The sequence below is a fragment of the Amycolatopsis alba DSM 44262 genome (assembly GCF_000384215.1).
In the GTDB taxonomy this organism is placed as follows: Bacteria; Actinomycetota; Actinomycetes; order Mycobacteriales; family Pseudonocardiaceae; genus Amycolatopsis; species Amycolatopsis alba.
In genome coordinates this window covers 8,159,122-8,177,751 of record NZ_KB913032.1, presented here as the reverse complement: position 1 = coordinate 8,177,751, position 18,630 = coordinate 8,159,122, and the positions used below count along the sequence as shown (strand labels likewise).

General features: G+C 69.5%; 14 protein-coding genes. 10 read left to right on the top strand and 4 right to left on the bottom strand.

The window, feature by feature from the left end; genetic code table 11:
• Nucleotides 1–12: 12 nt before the first annotated feature.
• Nucleotides 13–807: an EI24 domain-containing protein gene (locus tag AMYAL_RS0138020; RefSeq protein WP_020636541.1), complete on the top strand. Its 795-nt coding sequence runs from the start codon at nt 13–15 to the stop codon at nt 805–807.
• 49 nt (nt 808–856) lie between these two features.
• Nucleotides 857–1,330 carry a MarR family winged helix-turn-helix transcriptional regulator gene (locus tag AMYAL_RS0138015; RefSeq protein ID WP_020636540.1) on the top strand — a complete coding sequence of 158 codons (474 nt, stop codon included), beginning with the start codon at nt 857–859 and terminating at the stop codon, nt 1,328–1,330.
• Here the strand turns inward: AMYAL_RS0138015 and AMYAL_RS0138010 are convergent.
• Nucleotides 1,319–2,728, bottom strand: coding sequence for an MFS transporter (locus tag AMYAL_RS0138010; protein WP_020636539.1), 1,410 nt, complete (start codon nt 2,726–2,728; stop codon nt 1,319–1,321). The genes AMYAL_RS0138015 and AMYAL_RS0138010 overlap by 12 nt on opposite strands.
• A 173-nt stretch (nt 2,729–2,901) precedes the next feature.
• On the opposite strand from AMYAL_RS0138010, the gene AMYAL_RS0138005 reads away from it, so the two are divergent.
• Entirely contained in the window at nt 2,902–4,695 is a 1,794-nt protein-coding gene (locus AMYAL_RS0138005; RefSeq protein WP_020636538.1) for an MSCRAMM family protein, read from the top strand.
• Nucleotides 4,696–4,778: 83 nt separating this feature from the next.
• Here AMYAL_RS0138005 and AMYAL_RS0138000 read toward each other — a convergent pair whose 3' ends face one another.
• Complete coding sequence (locus AMYAL_RS0138000) at nt 4,779–7,763, bottom strand: 3-keto-alpha-glucoside-1,2-lyase-like domain-containing protein (RefSeq protein ID WP_020636537.1); 2,985 nt, start codon at nt 7,761–7,763, stop codon at nt 4,779–4,781.
• Between the two features lie 144 nt (nt 7,764–7,907).
• Between AMYAL_RS0138000 and AMYAL_RS0137995 the strand changes: the two genes are divergently transcribed.
• From AMYAL_RS0137995 to AMYAL_RS0137965, 7 genes are read left to right on the top strand one after another with little or no spacing between them, the layout of a single operon-like run.
• Entirely contained in the window at nt 7,908–8,729 is an 822-nt protein-coding gene (locus tag AMYAL_RS0137995; RefSeq protein WP_020636536.1) for an SMI1/KNR4 family protein, read from the top strand.
• A gap of 28 nt (nt 8,730–8,757) precedes the next feature.
• Nucleotides 8,758–10,071 (top strand): hypothetical protein, encoded by a 1,314-nt coding sequence (locus AMYAL_RS0137990; RefSeq protein ID WP_020636535.1) that lies wholly within the window; start codon nt 8,758–8,760, stop codon nt 10,069–10,071.
• On the top strand, nt 10,068–11,123 hold the full coding sequence (locus AMYAL_RS0137985; protein WP_020636534.1) for a hypothetical protein: 1,056 nt from the start codon (nt 10,068–10,070) through the stop codon (nt 11,121–11,123). The genes AMYAL_RS0137990 and AMYAL_RS0137985 overlap by 4 nt, the downstream gene beginning before the upstream one ends.
• On the top strand, nt 11,110–14,157 hold the full coding sequence (locus AMYAL_RS0137980) for a tetratricopeptide repeat protein (RefSeq protein ID WP_245193276.1): 3,048 nt from the start codon (nt 11,110–11,112) through the stop codon (nt 14,155–14,157). Before AMYAL_RS0137985 ends, AMYAL_RS0137980 begins: the two co-directional genes overlap by 14 nt.
• 58 nt (nt 14,158–14,215) lie before the next feature.
• Nucleotides 14,216–14,743, top strand: coding sequence for a hypothetical protein (locus AMYAL_RS0137975; RefSeq protein WP_020636532.1), 528 nt, complete (start codon nt 14,216–14,218; stop codon nt 14,741–14,743).
• 6 nt (nt 14,744–14,749) lie between these two features.
• Nucleotides 14,750–15,613, top strand: a complete 864-nt coding sequence (locus tag AMYAL_RS0137970) for a DUF3592 domain-containing protein (RefSeq protein WP_020636531.1) — start codon at nt 14,750–14,752, stop codon at nt 15,611–15,613.
• 20 nt (nt 15,614–15,633) lie between these two features.
• Nucleotides 15,634–16,947, top strand: coding sequence for an MFS transporter (locus AMYAL_RS0137965; RefSeq protein ID WP_020636530.1), 1,314 nt, complete (start codon nt 15,634–15,636; stop codon nt 16,945–16,947).
• Here the strand turns inward: AMYAL_RS0137965 and AMYAL_RS0137960 are convergent.
• Both AMYAL_RS0137960 and AMYAL_RS0137955 read right to left on the bottom strand, forming a co-directional pair.
• Entirely contained in the window at nt 16,940–17,671 is a 732-nt protein-coding gene (locus AMYAL_RS0137960) for an MBL fold metallo-hydrolase (protein WP_020636529.1), read from the bottom strand. The genes AMYAL_RS0137965 and AMYAL_RS0137960 overlap by 8 nt on opposite strands.
• Before the next feature lie 166 nt (nt 17,672–17,837).
• Complete coding sequence (locus AMYAL_RS0137955; protein WP_020636528.1) at nt 17,838–18,434, bottom strand: DUF6801 domain-containing protein; 597 nt, start codon at nt 18,432–18,434, stop codon at nt 17,838–17,840.
• Between the last annotated feature and the right edge of the window lie 196 nt (nt 18,435–18,630).

The following is an 18,630-nucleotide window of genomic DNA, read 5'->3' as shown; positions in this document are numbered from 1 at the left end:
TAGAAAGGTCCGATGCGGGATTTCTTCAAGGGTTTCCGGATGTTCGGGCGTGGCCTGGGCATCCTGCTGCGGTCGCCGAAGCTGCTGCTGATCGGGGCGCTGCCCGCGGTGCTGACCACGGCGCTGCTGCTCGGCGGGGTGGTCGCGCTGGCGTTCCGGATCGACGATCTGTCCACTCTGGTCACTCCGTTCGCGGACGACTGGGACCAGGGGCTGCGGACGGCGGTGCGGGTGGCGGCCGGGGCCGCGGTGTTCGGGGTGGCGCTGGCCATCGCCATGATCGGGTTCACGGCGATCACCCTCGCCATCGGCGGGCCGTTCTACGAGCACATCGCGGAGAAGGTCGAGGACGACCTCGGCGGGGTGCCCGGCGCGGTGGACCTGTCGTGGTGGAAGTTGCTGGTGATGGGGTTGCGCGACGGTCTGCTGCTGGTCCTGCGCTCGCTGATGTTCACGATCCCGCTCCTGATCGCGGGATTCGTCCCGGTGGTGGGGCAGACCGTCGTACCGGTTCTGCTGGCCTTGGTCACGGCGTGGTTCCTGGCACTGGAACTGATCGCCGTGCCGTTCTACCGGCGCGGGATGGATCTGAAGCAGCGACGGCTGGTGCTGCGGAAACGCCGTGCGCTCGCGCTCGGGCTGGGTCTCCCCGTGTCGCTGCTCTGCCTGATCCCGTTCGCCGCGCTCGTCGTGATGCCGGTGGGCTTCGTCGGGGGCGTCCTCGTCGCCCGTGAAGCCCTCGCGGACCACTTGGTCGATCAGCCGGTCCGCTCCATGAGGGCCTCCTCCCCAGGAACTCTGTCGTGAAGATGGTCTGCATCGCGAATGATCAGGAAAACGTCAGAGGCGCGCTAACATGGGCCGGGTGACAGGATCGGCGATCGACGCGCTCCCGCAAGGGCTTGATGACAACCTCGGCTGGCTTCTCGGGCAGGCGTGCAGGGCACACGGAGCGGTCCTGGAACGCGCGGTTTCCGATCTCCCGCACGGCTTGCGTGGTTTCCAGGCGTTGTGCGGCGCGGTGTACGGGAGCGCGCGGAACCAGGCCCAGCTGGGCAGGCAGCTGGACATCGACCGCACCGTGATGGTGTACCTGGTCGACGATCTGGTGGCCGCCGGGCTGGTGGAACGCGTGGTCGATCCGGACGACAGGCGGAACAAGCTGATCCGGGGTACCGAGGCTGGCCGGAAGCTGCTGGACAAGACCAAGGCCGCGATCCTGGCGGCGGAGGCCGAGGTGCTGGCTCCCTTGGCGCCGAAGGAGCAGGACCGGTTCCGGGAGATGCTGCGCGCCGTCGTCGCGCACAACCTGGTGAATTCACGCATGTGAGGGAAACTCCTTCTTCGCCGGTATGAGGACGAGCGCGGCGAGGACGGCCAGCACGACGAAGGCCGTACTCCCGAGATAGGCGAACCTGAAGCCGGAAGCGGCGGCTTCCCGTTGTCCCATCACGGTTTCACCCAGCGATGAGGTGCGGGAAGCGGCGACCGCGGCCAGGACGGCGGTGCCCACCGCGGAGCCGATCTGCAGGGTGGTGTTCACCAGTCCCGATGCGACACCGGAGTCTTCCGGGGACCCGGCCGACATCGCGGTACCGATGACGGCGGGTACCGCGGCGCCCATCCCGATCCCGGCCAGCAGGAGCGGCGGAAGCACGTCGGTGAAGTAGTCGCCGTCGGCCGGGACCCTGGTCAGCAACGCGAGCCCCGCCGCCGCGACGAGGAGCCCGCCGGCGAGTACCGGGCGAGTGCCGAGACGGCCGATCAGCCGCGGTCCGAGCCAGAGCGCGACGACGGCGTTCGTGACCGGTGTCGGCAGGAAGGCGAATCCGGTGGTGAGCGCGTCGAGTTCGAGAACCTGCTGCAGGTACAGGGCGGTGAGGAACTGGAAGCCCATCATGCCGGCCACCATGAGGATCATGACGATGTTCCCGCCGGTCACCGGCCGGGACCGGAACAACCCCAGCGGCAGCAGCGGTATCGGCGCTTTCTGCTGGCGGAGGACGAAACCCGCCAGCAGGAGCACCGCGAGCGCGAGCAAGGACCAGCGCCGGACGGGCGCCCCGGTGTCGACGATGACGTAGACCAGCAGCATCGCGCCCGCCGTCACCAGTACCGCCCCGAGGACGTCGACGCCCGCTCGCAGGCCCGCGCCGCTGTCCCGTTCGATGATCGCGAACGTCGCGAGGACGACGACGATGCCGATGGGGACGTTCACCAGCATCGTCCAGTGCCAGCCGAGTCCTTGCGTGAGCACGCCTCCCAGGATCATGCCGAGGGACGCCCCACCCGCCTGCACGAAACCGAAGAGTCCCAGCGCTTTGCCCTGTTCGGGTTGTCCGGGGAAGAGCGTGACGATCATGCCGAGCACGACCGAGGTGGTGAGCGCGCCGCCGATCCCTTGCAGGCACCGGAATGCGATGAGCATCCCCTGGTCACCCGCCATGCCGCAGAGCAAGGACGCGACGGTGAAGACGCTCAGCCCGATCAGGAACACCCGTCGCCTGCCGATCAGGTCGCCCAGCCTGCCCGAGAACAGGAGAAGCCCGCCGAAGGGCACGAGGTAGGCGTTCACGATCCACGCCAGATTCGCCGGGGTGAAGCCGAGATCGGCCTGGATGGACGGCAGCGCCACCACCACGATCGTGCCGTCGAGCACCACCATCAGCGATGCCAGGCACAGCACGACGAGCGCGAGCTGCCGCGACCTGACGGGTCTTTCGGGCATCGTTCGGTCCACCTTCGCAATTAGTCTGTGAAACAGATTGTCTGTGGAACAGACTATATGGATGAAGGGTCGTGTTGCCAAGCCCCCTCCGGGCGGCGGTGTCTGTGTCAGATGACGCAGACACCGCCGGGCCCGCGACGTCATCGTCGAAGGGACACTGAGGGGAGCTTCCGATGAAGAGATCACTGGTTCTGGCCGCCGCGATCCCGATCGCCGCGCTGCTGACGGCCGTCCCGGCGGCGGCCGACGAGGGGGTCGTGTCCGGTGTGGTCAAGGCCGCGGACACCGGAGAGCCGGTGGCCGGAGCGTGCGTCACACTGTTCGATCCGGACTCGAACGAAACGGGTTCGGGGTGCGCCGGTCAGGACGGCCGCTACGAGATCGCGAACGTCGTTCCCGGCAAATACAAGGCACGCGCGACCGCGGCCGGATACGCCGAGCTTTGGTCGTACAACAAGGGAAGCGCGCTGGCCGCGGACGTCCTCGATCTGCCGCACGGCCTGGACTTCTCGCTACGGCAAGGAAACGCCACGGTCCGGGGGCAGATCACCGATCAGGGCAAGCCCGCAGCGGGCGCGTCGGTGAGCCTCACCGATCAGAACCAGCGGTGGTGGTCGACGGTCCTCACCGCGGCGGACGGCACGTACACGTTCAGCGGCGTCAAGGCGGACACCTACACGATGGCGGTCACGTTCGGCGATCGCACGCAATGGATCCGGCAGAAGGCGAGTTTCCCGGAGGCGGACACCTTCGCCGTCGAGGGTGATCAGGTCGCCGTCGTCGACGAAGCCATCGCGCCGTACGGGAAACTCCGGGTGGTCGCGACGGACGAGAAGACCGGCGCGCCCGTCGCGGGCGCGTGTTCGCAGGTCGAGCAGGGACATCCACCGCAGCTGCGGAAGTGTGCCGGTGCCGACGGCGTCATGGTCTACGAGGAGTTGCCGCCGTTCGGGTACTACACGCTGAGCGTGTGGGGGCCGGACGGTTCGTACCATCCGGTCTCCGGGCAGCGTGTCGATCTGACCCCTGGCGGGACCACCGAGTTCCGGGCGCCGATGAAGCCCGCCGCTTCGATCGTGACCACCGTGCGGGACGCGAAGACCAAGGCGCCGCTGGAGCGGATCTGCGTCGACACCTATGCCCTTCCGGTCGCCGGGGTCGTCGACGCCGATTACCGGTACTACTGCAGTGACGAGAACGGCAAGCTGGTGATCGGGCCGATCGAGCCCGGCGCGTACAAGCTGCTGGTCAAACCGCTGGACGAGCGCTACGGCATGCAGTGGGCGGGGGCGAAAGGCGGTACCGGCGACATCGGGCGCGCCCGAACGGTCACCGCCGAACTCGGCAAGGTCGTCTCGACCCCGGACATCACCATGGATCCCGCGGGGACGATCACCGGCAAGGTCACCGACCGTGCCACGGCCGCCCCGGTGAACGGCGTCTGCGTGTACCCGTACGCGGTCGATCCCCGGATCGGCTTCCGCTTCGAGGCGAACTGCAGCCGGAACGACGGGAGCTACACCATCAAGGGCCTCGGCCCGTACGACTGGCCGCTCGAGTTCGCTTCTTCGCGGGGCGACCGCGCGTGGCAGTGGTCGGGCGGCGCGGCGGACCGGTTCGCCGCCCGGCCGGTGCGGGTGCGGCCGAACGCCACCGTGACCGAGAACGCCGCGCTCGTCCCGAACGGCGCGGTCAGCGGAAGGATCCTCGGCAAGGACGGCAAACCCACGTTCGGCTACGTCTACACCTACAACGCCCGGACCGGCGACATCATCGACTGGGCGACACCGGATTCGAACGGGCAGTACGTCGTCAACGGCCTCGCGACGCAGAACGTCAAGATCAAGTACTACACCGACGCCGAGTGCTGGTACCGCGGCGCGGCCGATTTCGCTTCCGCGACACCGGTTTCGGTCACCGCCGGTCAGACGACGGGAGGCGTGGACCTCACTCCTTGCCGCCCCTGAACGTCCGGGGTCGAGTCCGTGCAGGCCTCCTTGAGGGACTCAGAGTCCCTCAAGGAGGCCTGCACGGACAAGGGAATGCGCGGCTAGCCGACGGGCTCGATCCAGATGTCGCGGAACCGCGGGTTCTCACCGGGGTCGCCGTGATCCTGCAGGCGGATCGCGCCCGGCCCGGCGTTCTCCGGGTTGCTGTCGCCCGTGCCGCCGTCGATCGCCACGTCGTTGTGGACGACGACTCCGTTCCAGACCACGGTCACACGGGCGTTGTCGGTCTTGTTCCCGGCGCCGTCGAACCGCGCGGCGCGGAAGGTGACGTCGTAGGTCTGCCAGGTCCCCGGCGCCGTCGCCATGTTCCGGTCAGGCGCCTTCTTCGAGTAGATCGCGCCCGCCTCGTTGTTCGCGAGCGTGGTGTCCCCGAACGATTCCAGCACCTGCAGTTCGTAGCGTTCCTGGAGGTAGATCCCGCTGTTGCCCCGCTGCTGCCCGGTCACCTCCGGCGGATAGTCCGGTTCGTTCCACTCGGCGTGCAACCGGAAATCGCCGAACTGCTGCTTCGTGCGGATGTCGCCGCCGTTCGACTCCATCGCGCCGCCGGACACGGGCCACGTCGCGGCGCCACCCGCGCGTTTCTCCCAGGCGTTCAGGTCGGTGCCTTTGAACAGCTGGATGCGCTGGGACTCGGTGAGAGTCAGGCTGTCGAGGTTGACGTTGCCCGCGTCACCCGTGTCATAGCGGTAGGAGATCGTGTTCGACCCGGCTTTGAGCGTGAGCGTGTCGGGCTGCGTGCCCCAGGTGTCCCAGTTGCCGGTACTGGCGAGCCTGACCTGTTTGACCTTGGCGCCGTTGACGTAGACGGTCACGGATTTGGTCCCCGGAGCCGGATCCGGGCCGTTCGAGTAGCGCAACGCCGCGTTGTAGGCGCCGGCCTTCGGCGCGTTCACGGTGAACGTCGTCGCGGCGCCCTGGTTCCAGTAGCCGTCGACGAAGCCGGTGCCCGCGTAGCCCGCGTGGTTCGTGTTCGTCGCGGCGCCACCGGTGAGCGCGGCCCGCTCCGCCTCGTAGGTCGTACTCGCCGGCGGCCCGCCGACCAGGGAGTTCAGCGTGTACCAGGCTTCCGTGCTCCACAGTGCCGCACCGGACTCCGCCGCGAACGGGCGCGGGGACCGGACGTGCACCACGTGCCCGGCCTTCAGGCCCGCCACCTGCAGCGTGACCTTCTTCCGGTCGGGGGACAGGCTCGCGGAGGTGACGGACAGGGTCTGCTCGTCGATCTTCGGCCCGCCGTACGCGGGGGTGGGCTGATAGCGCCACTGCTGCGCCTGGTACTTCGCCGCGAGGTTCTGCGCGGTCTCGGCCGACAGCGGCTGGGTGTACTCGAGTTCGAAGCCGCCCGCGACGGCCCGCATCGCGCGGATGTCGAAGGCGTTCGTGCCGTTGGGCGTCACCTTCTGGAGGCCGTAGGCGAGCTTGCCGGGCTGGCCCCAGTTGCCTCCGCCGTCGATCCCGCCGGTGTAGATCGCGCCGTCGGGCCCGAGGCTGATCCGGCTGACACCCGATTCGAGTCCCTGGGCGAGCCGGAAAACGGCGCCCTGGTACTCACCGTTGACCTTCTCCAGGAAGGCTCGCTGGAGCCCGCCGTAGGTCACGTCGCCGTACACCATCTGCCCGGCGAAGGGGCCCTGCGACAGCATGACCATGTTGCTCGGCGAGTTCGCGATCTCGTTGTGCGGCAACCACAACACGGGCGCGGTGACCGGTTTCGCGTCGAACGGGCCAGTGGGATTGGTGTAGTGGTTGAAGAAGCGGTCCTGCTTGATCCGCACGAGCTTGTTCGCCGGCAGCCAGCCGCCCTGGTTGTCCGTGACGAAGACGTCGCCTTCCGGTCCCCAGCCGATGCCGTGCGGCGTGCGCAGCCCGCCGGCGATGTAGGACACCTGACCGGTGGCCTTGTTGACCTTGATCGTCGTACCGCGGTTCGCGGACGGCTGCGGATCGGTGGTGGCGCCGCCGTAGTTGATGGCCACGGAAAGGTTGGTGTAGAAGAAGCCGTCCTTGTACAGCAGGCCGAACGCGAACTCGTGGAAGTTGCCGCCGAACGGCCAGGTGGCGACGGTGCGGTAGTCGTCGGTCACGCCGTCGCCGTTGGTGTCGTTCAGTTCGACGAGGCGCGTCTTCTCCGAGACGTACAGCTTGCCGTCGACGTACTTGACGCCCATCGGTTCCTTGAGCCCGCTGGCCACCCGCTTGGTCTGGACCTTGCTCGGGTCGGTGTTCCCGCTGACGTTGCTCAGCAGGTGGACCTCGCCGAGGACCTTGTCGGATCCGCCCCAGGTGGCGATGGCGAGCCGCCCGTCCGGCAGCCAGTCCATCCCGGTGACCTGCGGCTGGAAACCGTCGGGACGCAGGTTCGTCAGCGTGAAGCCGGGGTGGACGGCGTTCAGCGGCAGGCCGTCACCGGGCGAATCCGCGGTGCCCTCGCATTCCTTGCGTCCCGGTGAAGTCACCCGGACGACGTCGGCGTCGGTGCTGAGCACCGAATTCGGGACGAGCGCGAAGCCTGCCGCGCCCGGTGGCCGCCATTCGAGGGTGACATGCTGATCGTTGGTGTTGTCGAAATGGTCGATCCGCAGCGCGTGGTATCCCGTGCTCAACTGGACCGAACCGGTCGCCGGTGTCGCTCCGTGCAGGCCGTCGTGGTTGACGACCGGCTGGCCGTCGATGCTGAGGCGGGAGCCGTCGTCGCTGGTCAGCCGGAACTCGTACTGGCCGGCGGTCGCGACGTTGATGTTGCCGATGACTTCGGAGACGAATCGCTCGTCGAGGCCGAAGTCCGCCGTACTGGTCCAGTTGATCGTCGGCATCAGCTTGTCGACGTTGGGGGTCTGGCCGGATTTGATCGTGCAGAGCTTGGTGATCTCGCGCTGCAGGTCGTACGTGCGGAGCGTGACGCCCGGTTGCTGCGGTGGGATGGCCGCTTCGGCCGGGGCCGTCACCAGCCCTGACAGGCTCGTGACCAGCGCCAACGAGGCGACGATGGACCGGTTGAAGCGCTTGCGGACAGACGGAAGCATCGTTGCTCCTCGGGTCGGCGGCGGAGCACCTCTGTGACGTCGCTGAACCTAAGAGGACTTTCGTACGAAGTCAACGAAAGTATGTACAACTCGGACGAAAGTTACCCCGAACGGTCGTGCAGGATGTACGGCTAGAGTCGCGACGTGGGGAACCTTGATGATCTGATCCGGCTGGTGCCGCCGCCGGAAAAGCCTGTCGCTCTCGAAGAGGATTGGCGGTCGGTCGAGAAAGAGCTCGGGCTCGCGTTGCCGTCCGAATTCAAAGCGCTCGCCACGCGCTATGGAGCGGGAAGCTTCGACGACATCTCGCTGCTGAGCCCTGGCGAACTGGTCGTGAGCGCGCGCGATCTCCTCGGGACGGCAGGGGCGTTTCGTGACGACTGGCCGGACATGGTGCCCTTCGCGCTGTGGCCCGAGCCCGGTGGCTTGCTGGAATGGGCTCGCACCGGCAACGGCGATTCGCTGTACTGGCTCACCGAAGGCGAACCCGAAGACTGGACGACCGTGGTCTGGAACCCTCGGGCCGGTTCAGGTCGCCATGCCCTGGATGCGGTGGCCTTCCTCTACGCCTACTTCGAGGGACGGCTCGACGTTCCGTTGCTCGGTCCGCCCCCGTCGGAGCCGTGGTTCGATTCTCACCGCGACAGATCCCATGTGTACGTCAAGCTTTCCGAGGGCGAGCTGCCCTATGCGCAACGCCTCAAGATCCTTCGCGACACCCTGAGCCCCACCGCGGACCGCGGATCCCACGACGAGGGCGAAGGCAACCGCCAGTACCACTTCAAGGCCATCGACCGAGACTGGTTGCTGACCTATGAGGACTGCTACGGGCACCAGATCCGGGTCGCGTTCCCGCCGGAAGACGACGACGAGGCGCGTGCGGTGATCCTCGGCGCCGCGGAGGCGATGGGGTGTCAGGTGCTCAGAGCCATCACGATCGAAGGGAAACCCGCCTGGCTCGGATAGAGTCGTGAGCAACGCGAGGGGAGAGCGAGTGACGACGGGATCGGGCGAGCCCCGGCTGCGTTCGGCCGTCCTCGCGCAGGCGTGGGCGAACGTCCCCGGCGTGGAGGTCCTGTCGTCGGCCGACGGCGGACCACTGACCCGGACGATCAAGAAGATCATCGACCCGCTGGTGATCCGCACGGCGGCACGTCCCCGGCTGGGCCGTCCCGTACTGGACACGGTCGCGGCGGCGGAACTGACGGGGCTGTTGCTGGCCGACGCCGAAAGGCTGCGCGCGACGGCCGCGTGGTTCACCCACCTCAAACGGCAGCGCCGCGCCTTGCGGATCACGGCGGGCAACGTCCAGGACGTGTGCTTCCCGCTCGCGTACGAGCTGGCGACGGGTTTCGGCGCACCGGGTCCGGACGCGACGGTGACGGCCGCGGCGGCGTTGCGCGACCTGCACGGTGAGGGCGGCCCGGCGGGCGTCGATCAGCTCACCGGGTATCTCGCGGATCCCCGGCTGTCGGCGGAGCTGACCGCGGAGCTGCATCGCCGCTGGCAGGCCGAGCCCGCCGTGCCGCCGGACATCACCGCGCTCCAGGCGTTCGTCGAGAGTCTTTCCGACGCGACCTGGAGCACCCTCGCCGATTCGGCCACCGGTCACGCTCTCGGGCTCGCGCTGCGACGGCCCGGCGGGGCGCATGCCTTGAGCGAGGCCGTGCAAGAGATTTCCGGGTTGCCGGTACCGGATCTCGGCCTGCAGCGCGGGGAGCGCACCGCCGTCCCGCCCCTGAACCGGCGCGACGAGACCGGCGCAGAACTCCTCGAACGCAGCGTCGAACGGCGGGTCCGCGCGACCCTGCGCCGTGTTCCCCCGGATGAGCGGGCACCTGTTGCCGAGCTCGTCGACGACGAATTGGCCCGTGTCGCCGCGGGTTTCGGGCTCGGTGTGCCCGCGCTGGCCGCCTGCTTCGCGCTGGGTGTCGTTCTCGCGCCCGCGTTGCGGCCGCTCGACGGCGCCGCGCCCGCGGGGGTCCCCGAGTTCGCGCGACAGCTCAACGCCCAGGTCGCACGGGAGGGCTATGTCCTGCACGCGCGCCGCGCCCTGGCCGGGGCCACCCCGCTCACCCCGCGGCCCGACGGCGAACTCCTGCGTGATCTGCGCGAGTTCGCCAAGCAGTTCCTCAGCAGGCTGTGGGTGCGGCTGCACGGCTTCGACGTCCGCGGCGACCTGCCGGCCGACGCCGTCGACGTCCGTGACCTCGTCACCGGTGTCGTCCGTTCGACCTCGCTGGACCTGCGGACCAAGGTGCGCCGCGCGCTCGTGGCCCGGCTGCCCGATCTGGAGGCCGTGTCGTGACGCATCCGGTGCACACGCCCGTCGTCGCGGCGGACGGCGCCCTCATCCGGTTCGCCCTCGCCGATCTGCTCGACGGCCGGACGGCCTCGATGCGGGTCGAACTCAGTGATGCCGGGGCCGCCGAACCGTGGCTGACCCGGCTCGCGGGCGCGGAAACCAGCCTCACCGTCCTTGGTCACGGGCAGGCGGACCTCCCTGCCCGGCCGGAGCTGGGCAGGCTCGCTTTGCTGCTCTGGCTGCGCCGGTGGTGGCCCGCGAGCCCGTCGCTCGGAGTTCCTTCGCTCGATCCGGCGTTGCTGGACCTCGAAACAGCGGTCGCGACGGCCGACGTGGAGGACCTGGCGGAAGGCCTCCTCGACGGCTTCGAGGCTTCCCCGGCCGAGCTGTTCGACACGGCGATCGCGGCCGGAGCCCTGCTCGCCGCCGCGCCGCCGGTGGCCGCGGACGTCCGGGGACTGTGCGCTCGCCTCGCGGCCTGGTTCGACGACCAGGACGACGTCGTGCGTGCCGAAGCCGCGGCGGAAATGTCGGCACGCCTGGAAAACGCGGCACCGGGCAGGCGCTCGTACGCGCTGGCCGCGGGCACCGATCCGGCCGCGACCGGAGAAGGCGTACTGGCGAGCGGAAGGGCGAGCGTCGACTGGGCGCGGGTGCCGCCGGGGATCCTGGACGCCGCCGAAAACACGGTGGCCTGGAGAATCGTCACCACCGCGGCCACCGCCCGGCTCGAAGTCGATGTCGCGGGCGCGTTCGCCGACGCCGCCATCGCCGCGGTCGCCACCCACGACGGCGAGCCGTTCGCGGAGGTGCCGCTGGCGCTGGGCGCCGGCCGGTTCACCGGCACGGCCGATCTGGACGCCGCCGCCACCCGGCTCGCCGCCGGCGTCCACAGTGGACGGATCACGCTCGTCGTCGGCGTGGCGGGTGAAGGGGTCGCCGGGACCACTCCCGAAGACCGGGCTCAGGTCGTCGCGCTCGTGCGGGCGCGCCCGCCGGAGGCCGGGACACTCGCCGAACGGGCGGCGGACGCTTCCGCCGATGAGGAGTTCTGACGTGCTCGTCGGCATGCCGCCACCGCAGAACCCGCCGGACCGCCCGCTCCCGCCCGAACTGGGTCCGGCGAGTTCGCACGGGTACAACTGCCGCTGCGTCGCCGCGCATTTCGGTCTCGATCCGGCGCCGTACGGTGTCCTGCCCGCGTGCTCGCTGTCCGAACGCCAGTACCGCAAGCTGCTCCTCGAAGCCGCCCAGGTCCAGGACGAGGCCAAGCGGCTCGCCGCGGTGCGGAACGTCGCGGGCGCACACCGGAAGTACACCCGGATGCGCGAGATCGCGCACCGGCTGGACCGGACCGACCTCGACCTCGCCGCGGTCAGCGATCTGGCCACGGTCTTCTACTCCGCGGGCGATCTGCGCAACGCGAGACAATGCGCCGAGGCCGTACTCCAGGTCTTCAAGGTGAGCACCGCCGCCATCGTCCACTTCGGACAGTACGCCGAGGTGCGGATGATCGAAGGCTCGCGCGAGGTCGCCGATCGCGTGCTCATCTCCCTGGCCACGGAGGAAGGTGACGTCGCCAAGGCGCGTGAGCTGATCGCCGGACAGCGCCGCCGCGCGGCGTTCCGCAAGGAGGCGGGGCCGGAACAGTATCCGCCCGAGTTGCTCGACGTCCACGGCACCGACGAGATGGAACTGCGGATCTTCGACGTGCGCGTCCAGATCGCCGCCGGGGATCTGGCGGGCGCGCGGGCCGCGCTCGAGGAGATCCTGGCGGCGCTGGAGGTCCTCGCGGAAGTCGACGAGATCCGGGAGCGGGTCACGCACCAGCAGACCATGGCCAGGGCCGAACGGGCCCGGATCCGCCAGGCGGGCGGTGAGGACGCGGACGCCAGGGCCGACATGCTGAGGCTGAGCGCTCAGCATGAGGGCGGCCCGATGGCCGCGAAGGCAGGCATCGGGCTGGCCGAGGCCCGTGCCCTGGCAGGTGATCTCCCCGGTGCGGTCGCCACGATCGTCGCCGCCCGCGACGAACTCGCGACGGCGGGCCTGACCGGTGACGTCGCGGAGGCGAGCCACGCGCTGGGCATGCTGCTGCTGTACGCGGGAGACGTCGCGCAGGCCAGGGCACAGTTCGAGCACGCGAAAACGATCCGGACGGCCAACGGCGACGTTCCGGGCCTGCGCGTCACCGACACCGCACTGGCCCGCTGTGCCGCGGCGGAAGGCGACTGGGCGACGGCGGAGGACTACGCGACCCGCGCGCGGGAATCGGCGCGGGCGTCGGGGGACTGGTCGGACTGCCTGCATACGGATTTCGTCGCGGCCGCCGTGGGATTCGCCCGCGGGAAAGAGCCGCGAGCGGTGCTGGATCTGCTGCTCCCGCTGACCCTCGCGGCGGCGGAGTACCGGTTCGAGTTCGTCTCGCCGCAGGCGCGCACGGCGTGGGCGCGCGAGATCGCGGCTCCCACGATGGGGATGGCGCTGGCGCTGCTGTCCCAGCTTCAGGAGCCGAGACTGGCGGCGGAACTGATCGAGCGTACCTGCGCGGCCGGGGCGTACACGGGGGTCGAGGGTCCGTCGCTCGGCCTGACCGGGACACTGCCGTCCCTCGAGATACTTCCGTCCACAGAGGACACACGGCTTCCGCTGGCGGCACTCGGTTCCGTCACGTCCTCGCTTCCGCTCCGGCTCGCCCCGCCGCCCGCGCTGCGCTGGTCACCCGCGTCCTCCTCGGAGCTGGAGCCGTGGCTCCGCCTCGCCGCCGAGCGCTACGGGCTGCCGAGGCGCGCCACCGAAACCGTCGAGACCTGGCCCGCCGCGAAGCACGGGCGAGAGACCTTTCTCCTGCGCTTCGCCGATGCCGGGCACACGTTCCTCACCTGGCGGACCACCGAGGACCTCGACACCGTCCACACGCATCCGATCGACTTCGCCCTGGTCGGGACCGCCCGCCAGGTCCTGGACGCCGCCTCCCCGACACCGCACGAAGGCGAGAGCGTGGCCGACGCTGTCCGGCGGTCACTGGGCGAAGACGCGTTCGGCAGCTTCGCCGGTGAGCAACGGCTGGCCCGCGTTCTCGCCCTCAATCTCCTGCCCGCGGACCTGGTCGCGGCGCTCCGGAGGGCCGCCGACGGCGGAAACCGCCCGCTCCTGCGGATCCAGCCGTCACCGAGCCTGGCCGGAGTTCCGTGGGGGCTGCTGGCCCTGCCCGACCGGCGGGCCGATCACGTGCTCGAGATCGACGGGATCGGCACCTGTTTCGACGGCGACGAGCGCGTCCTCGACGTCGCCGACGTCTCGCTGCTCGCGCCCGCCGCGATCCCGCGCCGCCCGCCCGCCGCCGACGGCCCGCCGGTCTATCTGCTCGACCCGCGTATCCCCGGCCAGAGTGCCTTCGGCGAGCTGGGTTCCGTGCTCGGCAAGCAGGACGGGACATCGCCGCTGATCCGCCATCTGGACGCGCGGCTCGCCGAAGGCCCGGTCCTTCCCGCCGTCGGGCGCGGGCTCGATCTGGTCCGCCGCACCGACACCGACCGCCGTCTGCTCGCCGAACTCCTGTCGCGGCCCTGTTCGCGGCTGGTGTTCGTGGGACACGTCAGCCGCGTGCGCGACGAGTACGGCGCGCAGACCGCGCTGCACCTGTCCTGTTCGGCCGAGCTCCCCGGCACGGCCGCGCCGATCGGGCCGCACCGGCCGTTCACCGCCGCCGACCTCGTACTGTCCGATGTGGACACCATGCCCGCGCGGGTGGCGCTGATCGGCTGCGCCAGTGCGAGCGATTTCGGCCTGGCCGAACCGTTCGGCGTGCTGCTCGCCACCGTGGCGGCCGGAGCGGGACTGGTCGCCGCCACGGTCTGGGCCTTGCCGACGTCGGCCGCCGTGCCCGGTTCGGACCCGATGTCCGAACTGGTCATCGCCGTCGACACCGCGCTCGCCGGCGAAGACCCGGTCACCGAGCTGTGCGCGTGGCAGCGGTCCCGGCTCGCCCGCTGGCGTGAGAAACCCGAACCGGCGTCCTCACCGGTCTTCTGGGCGCCTCTGACCTGCCTCGACGCGACCGACGACGGCAAAACCTGGGTTCGGTAGCAGGACGGCCAGCCGAAGCTGTGTCCAGTACGAACGACACGGCGAAAGGCGGCACCCGATGTTCAAGAAGATCCGCGACAAGATCAACGACGCGACGCAGCAGGGCATGGCGCGGGGCCAGCAGGACTTCCAGCGGCACGCCGAGCAGTTCCGGCAGGCCGCCGCCGCGCAGGGACACGACATCACCCCGCAGCTGCCGACGCCGCAGCTGGCCGCGCAGGCGTTCCGGAACCTCAACGCCGACCCGGACATGGCGGCGTTCCTGGCGCTGCCGATGGACGAGCAGCTGCGCCAGCAGCAGGAACTGCAGGCCTACGGCACCGAACTGCGGCGGCTCTACGACACCTGCGAGCCCGCCACCCTGGTGATCCGCGAACTGGAGCCGACCGGCCGGAAGATCGCCGGGCAGGCGCAGTACACGGCGACGCTGGAGGTCACCCGCGCCGACGGCACCACCTACCGGACGGTGGTCCCGCTGATCGCGCCGCTGGCGACGATCCAGCAGTACGCGCCGGGTACCCGCCACGAGGCCCGCGTCGACCCCGCCGACCCGGCGAAGGTCGCCGTGTTCGGCCCGATCGGTTAGGCGGCGATGATGTTCGGGTCCTTCGAGTTCGGCCTGCCGGAAGACCCCCGGCGGGCCCGGCGTCCCGGCCTGCGCCTGTGGCTGCTCGGCGTTCCGACCACGCTCGCCTGGGCGGTCGCGGGCTGGTCGGGCGCCCTCGGGCTGCTGGACGGTTTCCGGTTGATGTCGCTGAATCGCGTCGACGCGTGGGGGGCCGACGCGGGTCCGGCGGTCTCTCTCGTCCTGCTCTTCAGCATCGCGATCACGATCGCGTCGTCGCTCGGGTTCGCGATGCTGTGGGGCGGCGGGATGTCGCTGCGCGGGATGGGCGTCGGCTTCCGGGCGAGCAGCCTGGCCGCGTCGCTCGGCATCGCGCTGGGCACCGGCTTCGCGATCCCGTCGTGGACGCCTCCCGAGTCGGTGGGGAAGCGGCTGCCGTTCGGCGGCGGCGCGGCCGAACCGTGGACCGACGTCGACTGGATCGTCTACTACGAACCGTATCTCGTGCCCGCGGTGGCGGGCGTGACGGCGCTGGTCATGATCATGGTGCTGGGCCGGGCGTTCGTCTCCAAGGCGGAGGCGGACGACCGCGCGCAGGCGCTGGCCCAGACCGGTCTTCAGGTGATGGGACAGGTCATCGGCGTCGAGTTCACGAACGTCTGGGTGATGGGGAACCCGCGGTTCACCGTGCAGGTCCGGTTCGCCACCGAAGCCGGGGAGCGGACCGTGGTCACGACGATGATCACGCCGCCGCTGCAGGCCCCCGCCCGCGGTTCGACGGTGAAGGTCACCTACGACCCGCGCAACCCCGACGTGGTGCAAGTGGATCCCGATCCGGCCGATCGGGCCGCGGGCGGGAACCTCGGTGCCTTCCTGCCCCCGCTGTTCTGAGCACCTCTACACTCCCGCGGATGGACGAACAGACGGCAGAGGTGTCCACCGCGCAAGCGGTCCGTAAAGCGATGATCCGGCTGGTCCCGTTCCTCGGGCTGCTCTATCTGCTCAACTACCTGGACCGGGTCAACGTCGGGTTCGCGGCACTCACCATGAACGCCGATCTCGGCATCAGCTCGGCCGCCTACGGGCTCGGCGCCGGCCTGTTCTTCGTCGGGTACTTCTTCTTCGAGGTGCCCAGCAACGTGATCCTGCACAAGGTCGGCGCCCGGATCTGGATCGCGCGGATCATGGTCACCTGGGGCATCGTCGCCTCGGCCACCGCGTTCATCCAAGGCGAGGTCAGCTTCTACATCGTCCGGGTGCTGCTCGGTATCGCCGAGGCCGGGTTCTTCCCCGGCATCATCCTGTACCTGACCTACTGGTTCCCGCGGAAGGTGCGGGCCAAGATCGTCGCGCTGTTCTTCCTCGCGGTCCCGCTGTCGTCGGTCCTCGGCAGCCCGATCTCCGCCCTGCTCATCCAGCATGGCGAGGGCGTCCTCGGCTTCGAGTCGGGCTGGCGCTTCATGTTCTTCGCGGAAGGCTTGCCTTCGATCCTGCTCGGCGTCGCGGTGTTCTTCCTGCTGCCGAACAAGCCGAAGGACGCGAAATGGCTGACACCGGGCCAGCGCACCGCGTTGCAGTCCACCCTGGACTCGGAAGACACCGCCACGGTCTCCCACGAGGTGAGCACCCGATCGGCGCTGACCGACCCCCGTGTGATCGCGCTGAGCGCCGTCTACTTCGGAATCATCTTCGGCCTCTACGTACTGGCGTTCTTCCTGCCGCAAGTGATCAAGGACTTCCAGCAGCAGTTCCAGACCAAATACAGCATCGTCGAGATCGGGCTCATCACGGCGGTTCCCTACGCGATCGCCGCCGTCGCCATGGTGCTGTGGGCACGGCATTCGGACCGCACCGGCGAACGGGCCGGGCACGTCGCCATCTCCGCGTTCGTCGGCGCGGTCTCGATCGCCGCCGCGTTGTACCTGGGGTCGCCGCTCCTGGTGATGGCCGCGGTGACCCTGTGCGCGATCGGTGTGTTCACCGCGGTCCCGGTGTTCTGGCAGCTGCCCAACGCGTTCCTCACCGGCGTCGGCGCCGCCGCCGGGATCGGCCTGATCAACTCCTTCGGCAACCTCTCCGGTTTCGTGGGGCCCTACCTCGTCGGCTGGCTGCAGGGGCTGACCGGCAGCTTCCGCCCCGGTATGTGGTCCGTCGCGTTCTTCATGGCGATGGCGGGTGTCATCGCCTTGTTCTTCCGCCGCAAGGAGAAGTCCGCGATCAAGTGAGGTGGTCGAAGTCGCCCGAGACCCACCGGATGTGGGTCTCGGCGCTTCGGCGCACGACGGCGCGGGCGTCCCGGTCGATGGTGTCGCCGCCGAGGGTGTAGAGCCGGTCGTAGGTGAAGTCGTCGAGCCGGTCGACGATACGGCGGACCACGGCCGCGGACATCGGGATGTGCTTGGGGAAGTTCCGCTGGAACGACACCCAGTCCGGCGCGAGCCCACCGGTGATCGTGTCCCCGGCCAGGATGCTGCCGTCCGGCGTCCTGGCCACGGCGCTGCCGCGCATGTGCCCGCCGAGCCGGACGAGTTCGAGGCCCGGCAAGGGTTCGGCGTGCTCGTCCCAGAACTCGAACGCCGGGTCCGGCGCGGGCAGCCATTCGCGGTTGCGTTCGTTGACCAGTACCGGGACCCCGCCCAGCGCACGGCTCCAGCCGAGCTGGGCGCCGAACATGTGCGGATGGCTGGTGGCGATGGCGGTGACGTCGCCGAGGCCGCGCACGACGTCGAGGACCTCGGTGTCCAACCAGGACGGCGGGTCCCACAGCAGGGTGCCCGCCGGGGTCACCGCGAGGAACGACCAGTGCCCGATCGCGAAATGCGGCTCTCGTTTGATGCTGTGCAGGCCGCGGCCGTGATCACGGTGCAAGGTCTTGTGCGGCGCGGAGATCAGTTCCTCGTGCGTCCACCAGCGTCCGGTGTGCGCGCCGAGGTCACCGGCTTCCTCCATACCGACCTCGCCGCGGTCGAGAACGCACCGGGGCGGCTCCGGGGTGGCTGGGTGTTCGATACCGCACCTGTCGCAAATCCACATGATCGGCAGCGTGCAACCTCCAGTGCGATGGAGGTCAAGACGCGTCTTCCCCCGGCTCGGCGAGCCGGGGGAAGACGGCTGGTCAGCTGACGGTCGTCTTGCCGAGAGTGGCGTCCTGGTCGGGCGGGTCGAGCGTGAGCTGGACGTCGAACTCGCCGAGCGAGCTGTCGGTCTTGATATGCGAGGTCGCCGCCGCGTCCACGCTGCTGGTCGCCTCGCCGGCGGGGGTTCCCGCCGGGATGGTGAAGTCGACCTTGCCCGCCGCGGTGAACTTCAGCGACCCTTCGGCGGGCACCTCGGTGTCCGGGATCGGCAGCTCGATCGGGATCGCCACCTTCTGCTCGCCGAGCGCGACGTTCACCTTCGAGCTGATCGTGCCGGAGAGCTTCTTGGCGCCGACCAGGCGGAGCCCGTCACCGGCGGCCTGGCCGGAATCGACGTCGAGGGTGAACGGCACGGAAATCGGCGTTCCGGCCTTGGCGGTCGCCGGGATTTCCGCCTTCACGACCACCGCGACCTGCTGATCGCCGATGATGGGGAAGCCGCCCTTGTACGTGAGGTTCTTTTCGACGGCGGCCGCGGTTCCCGCCGCGGTGAGCATTACGGTTCCGGCGACCACGGCCGCGATCCCGGCGGCGCAGAACCGGCGAACACCCTTTCGCACCAGGGTTTCCGTCATGTCAGGTCCTTTCGTCGTTGAATGGGCTCGACGCCGAATCTAGGTGGAAAGTCACCAACGGGGAAAGGGAAAGCGCGCTCGCTTTTTCTTTACGCGCTGATCTTGTCACGCTTATGCGGAATAGCCGGATCGCCGATTGTCATGCGAAAGCGGAAAGGGGAATCGGCGGCCGTATTGTTGTCACGCGGGTGACAGG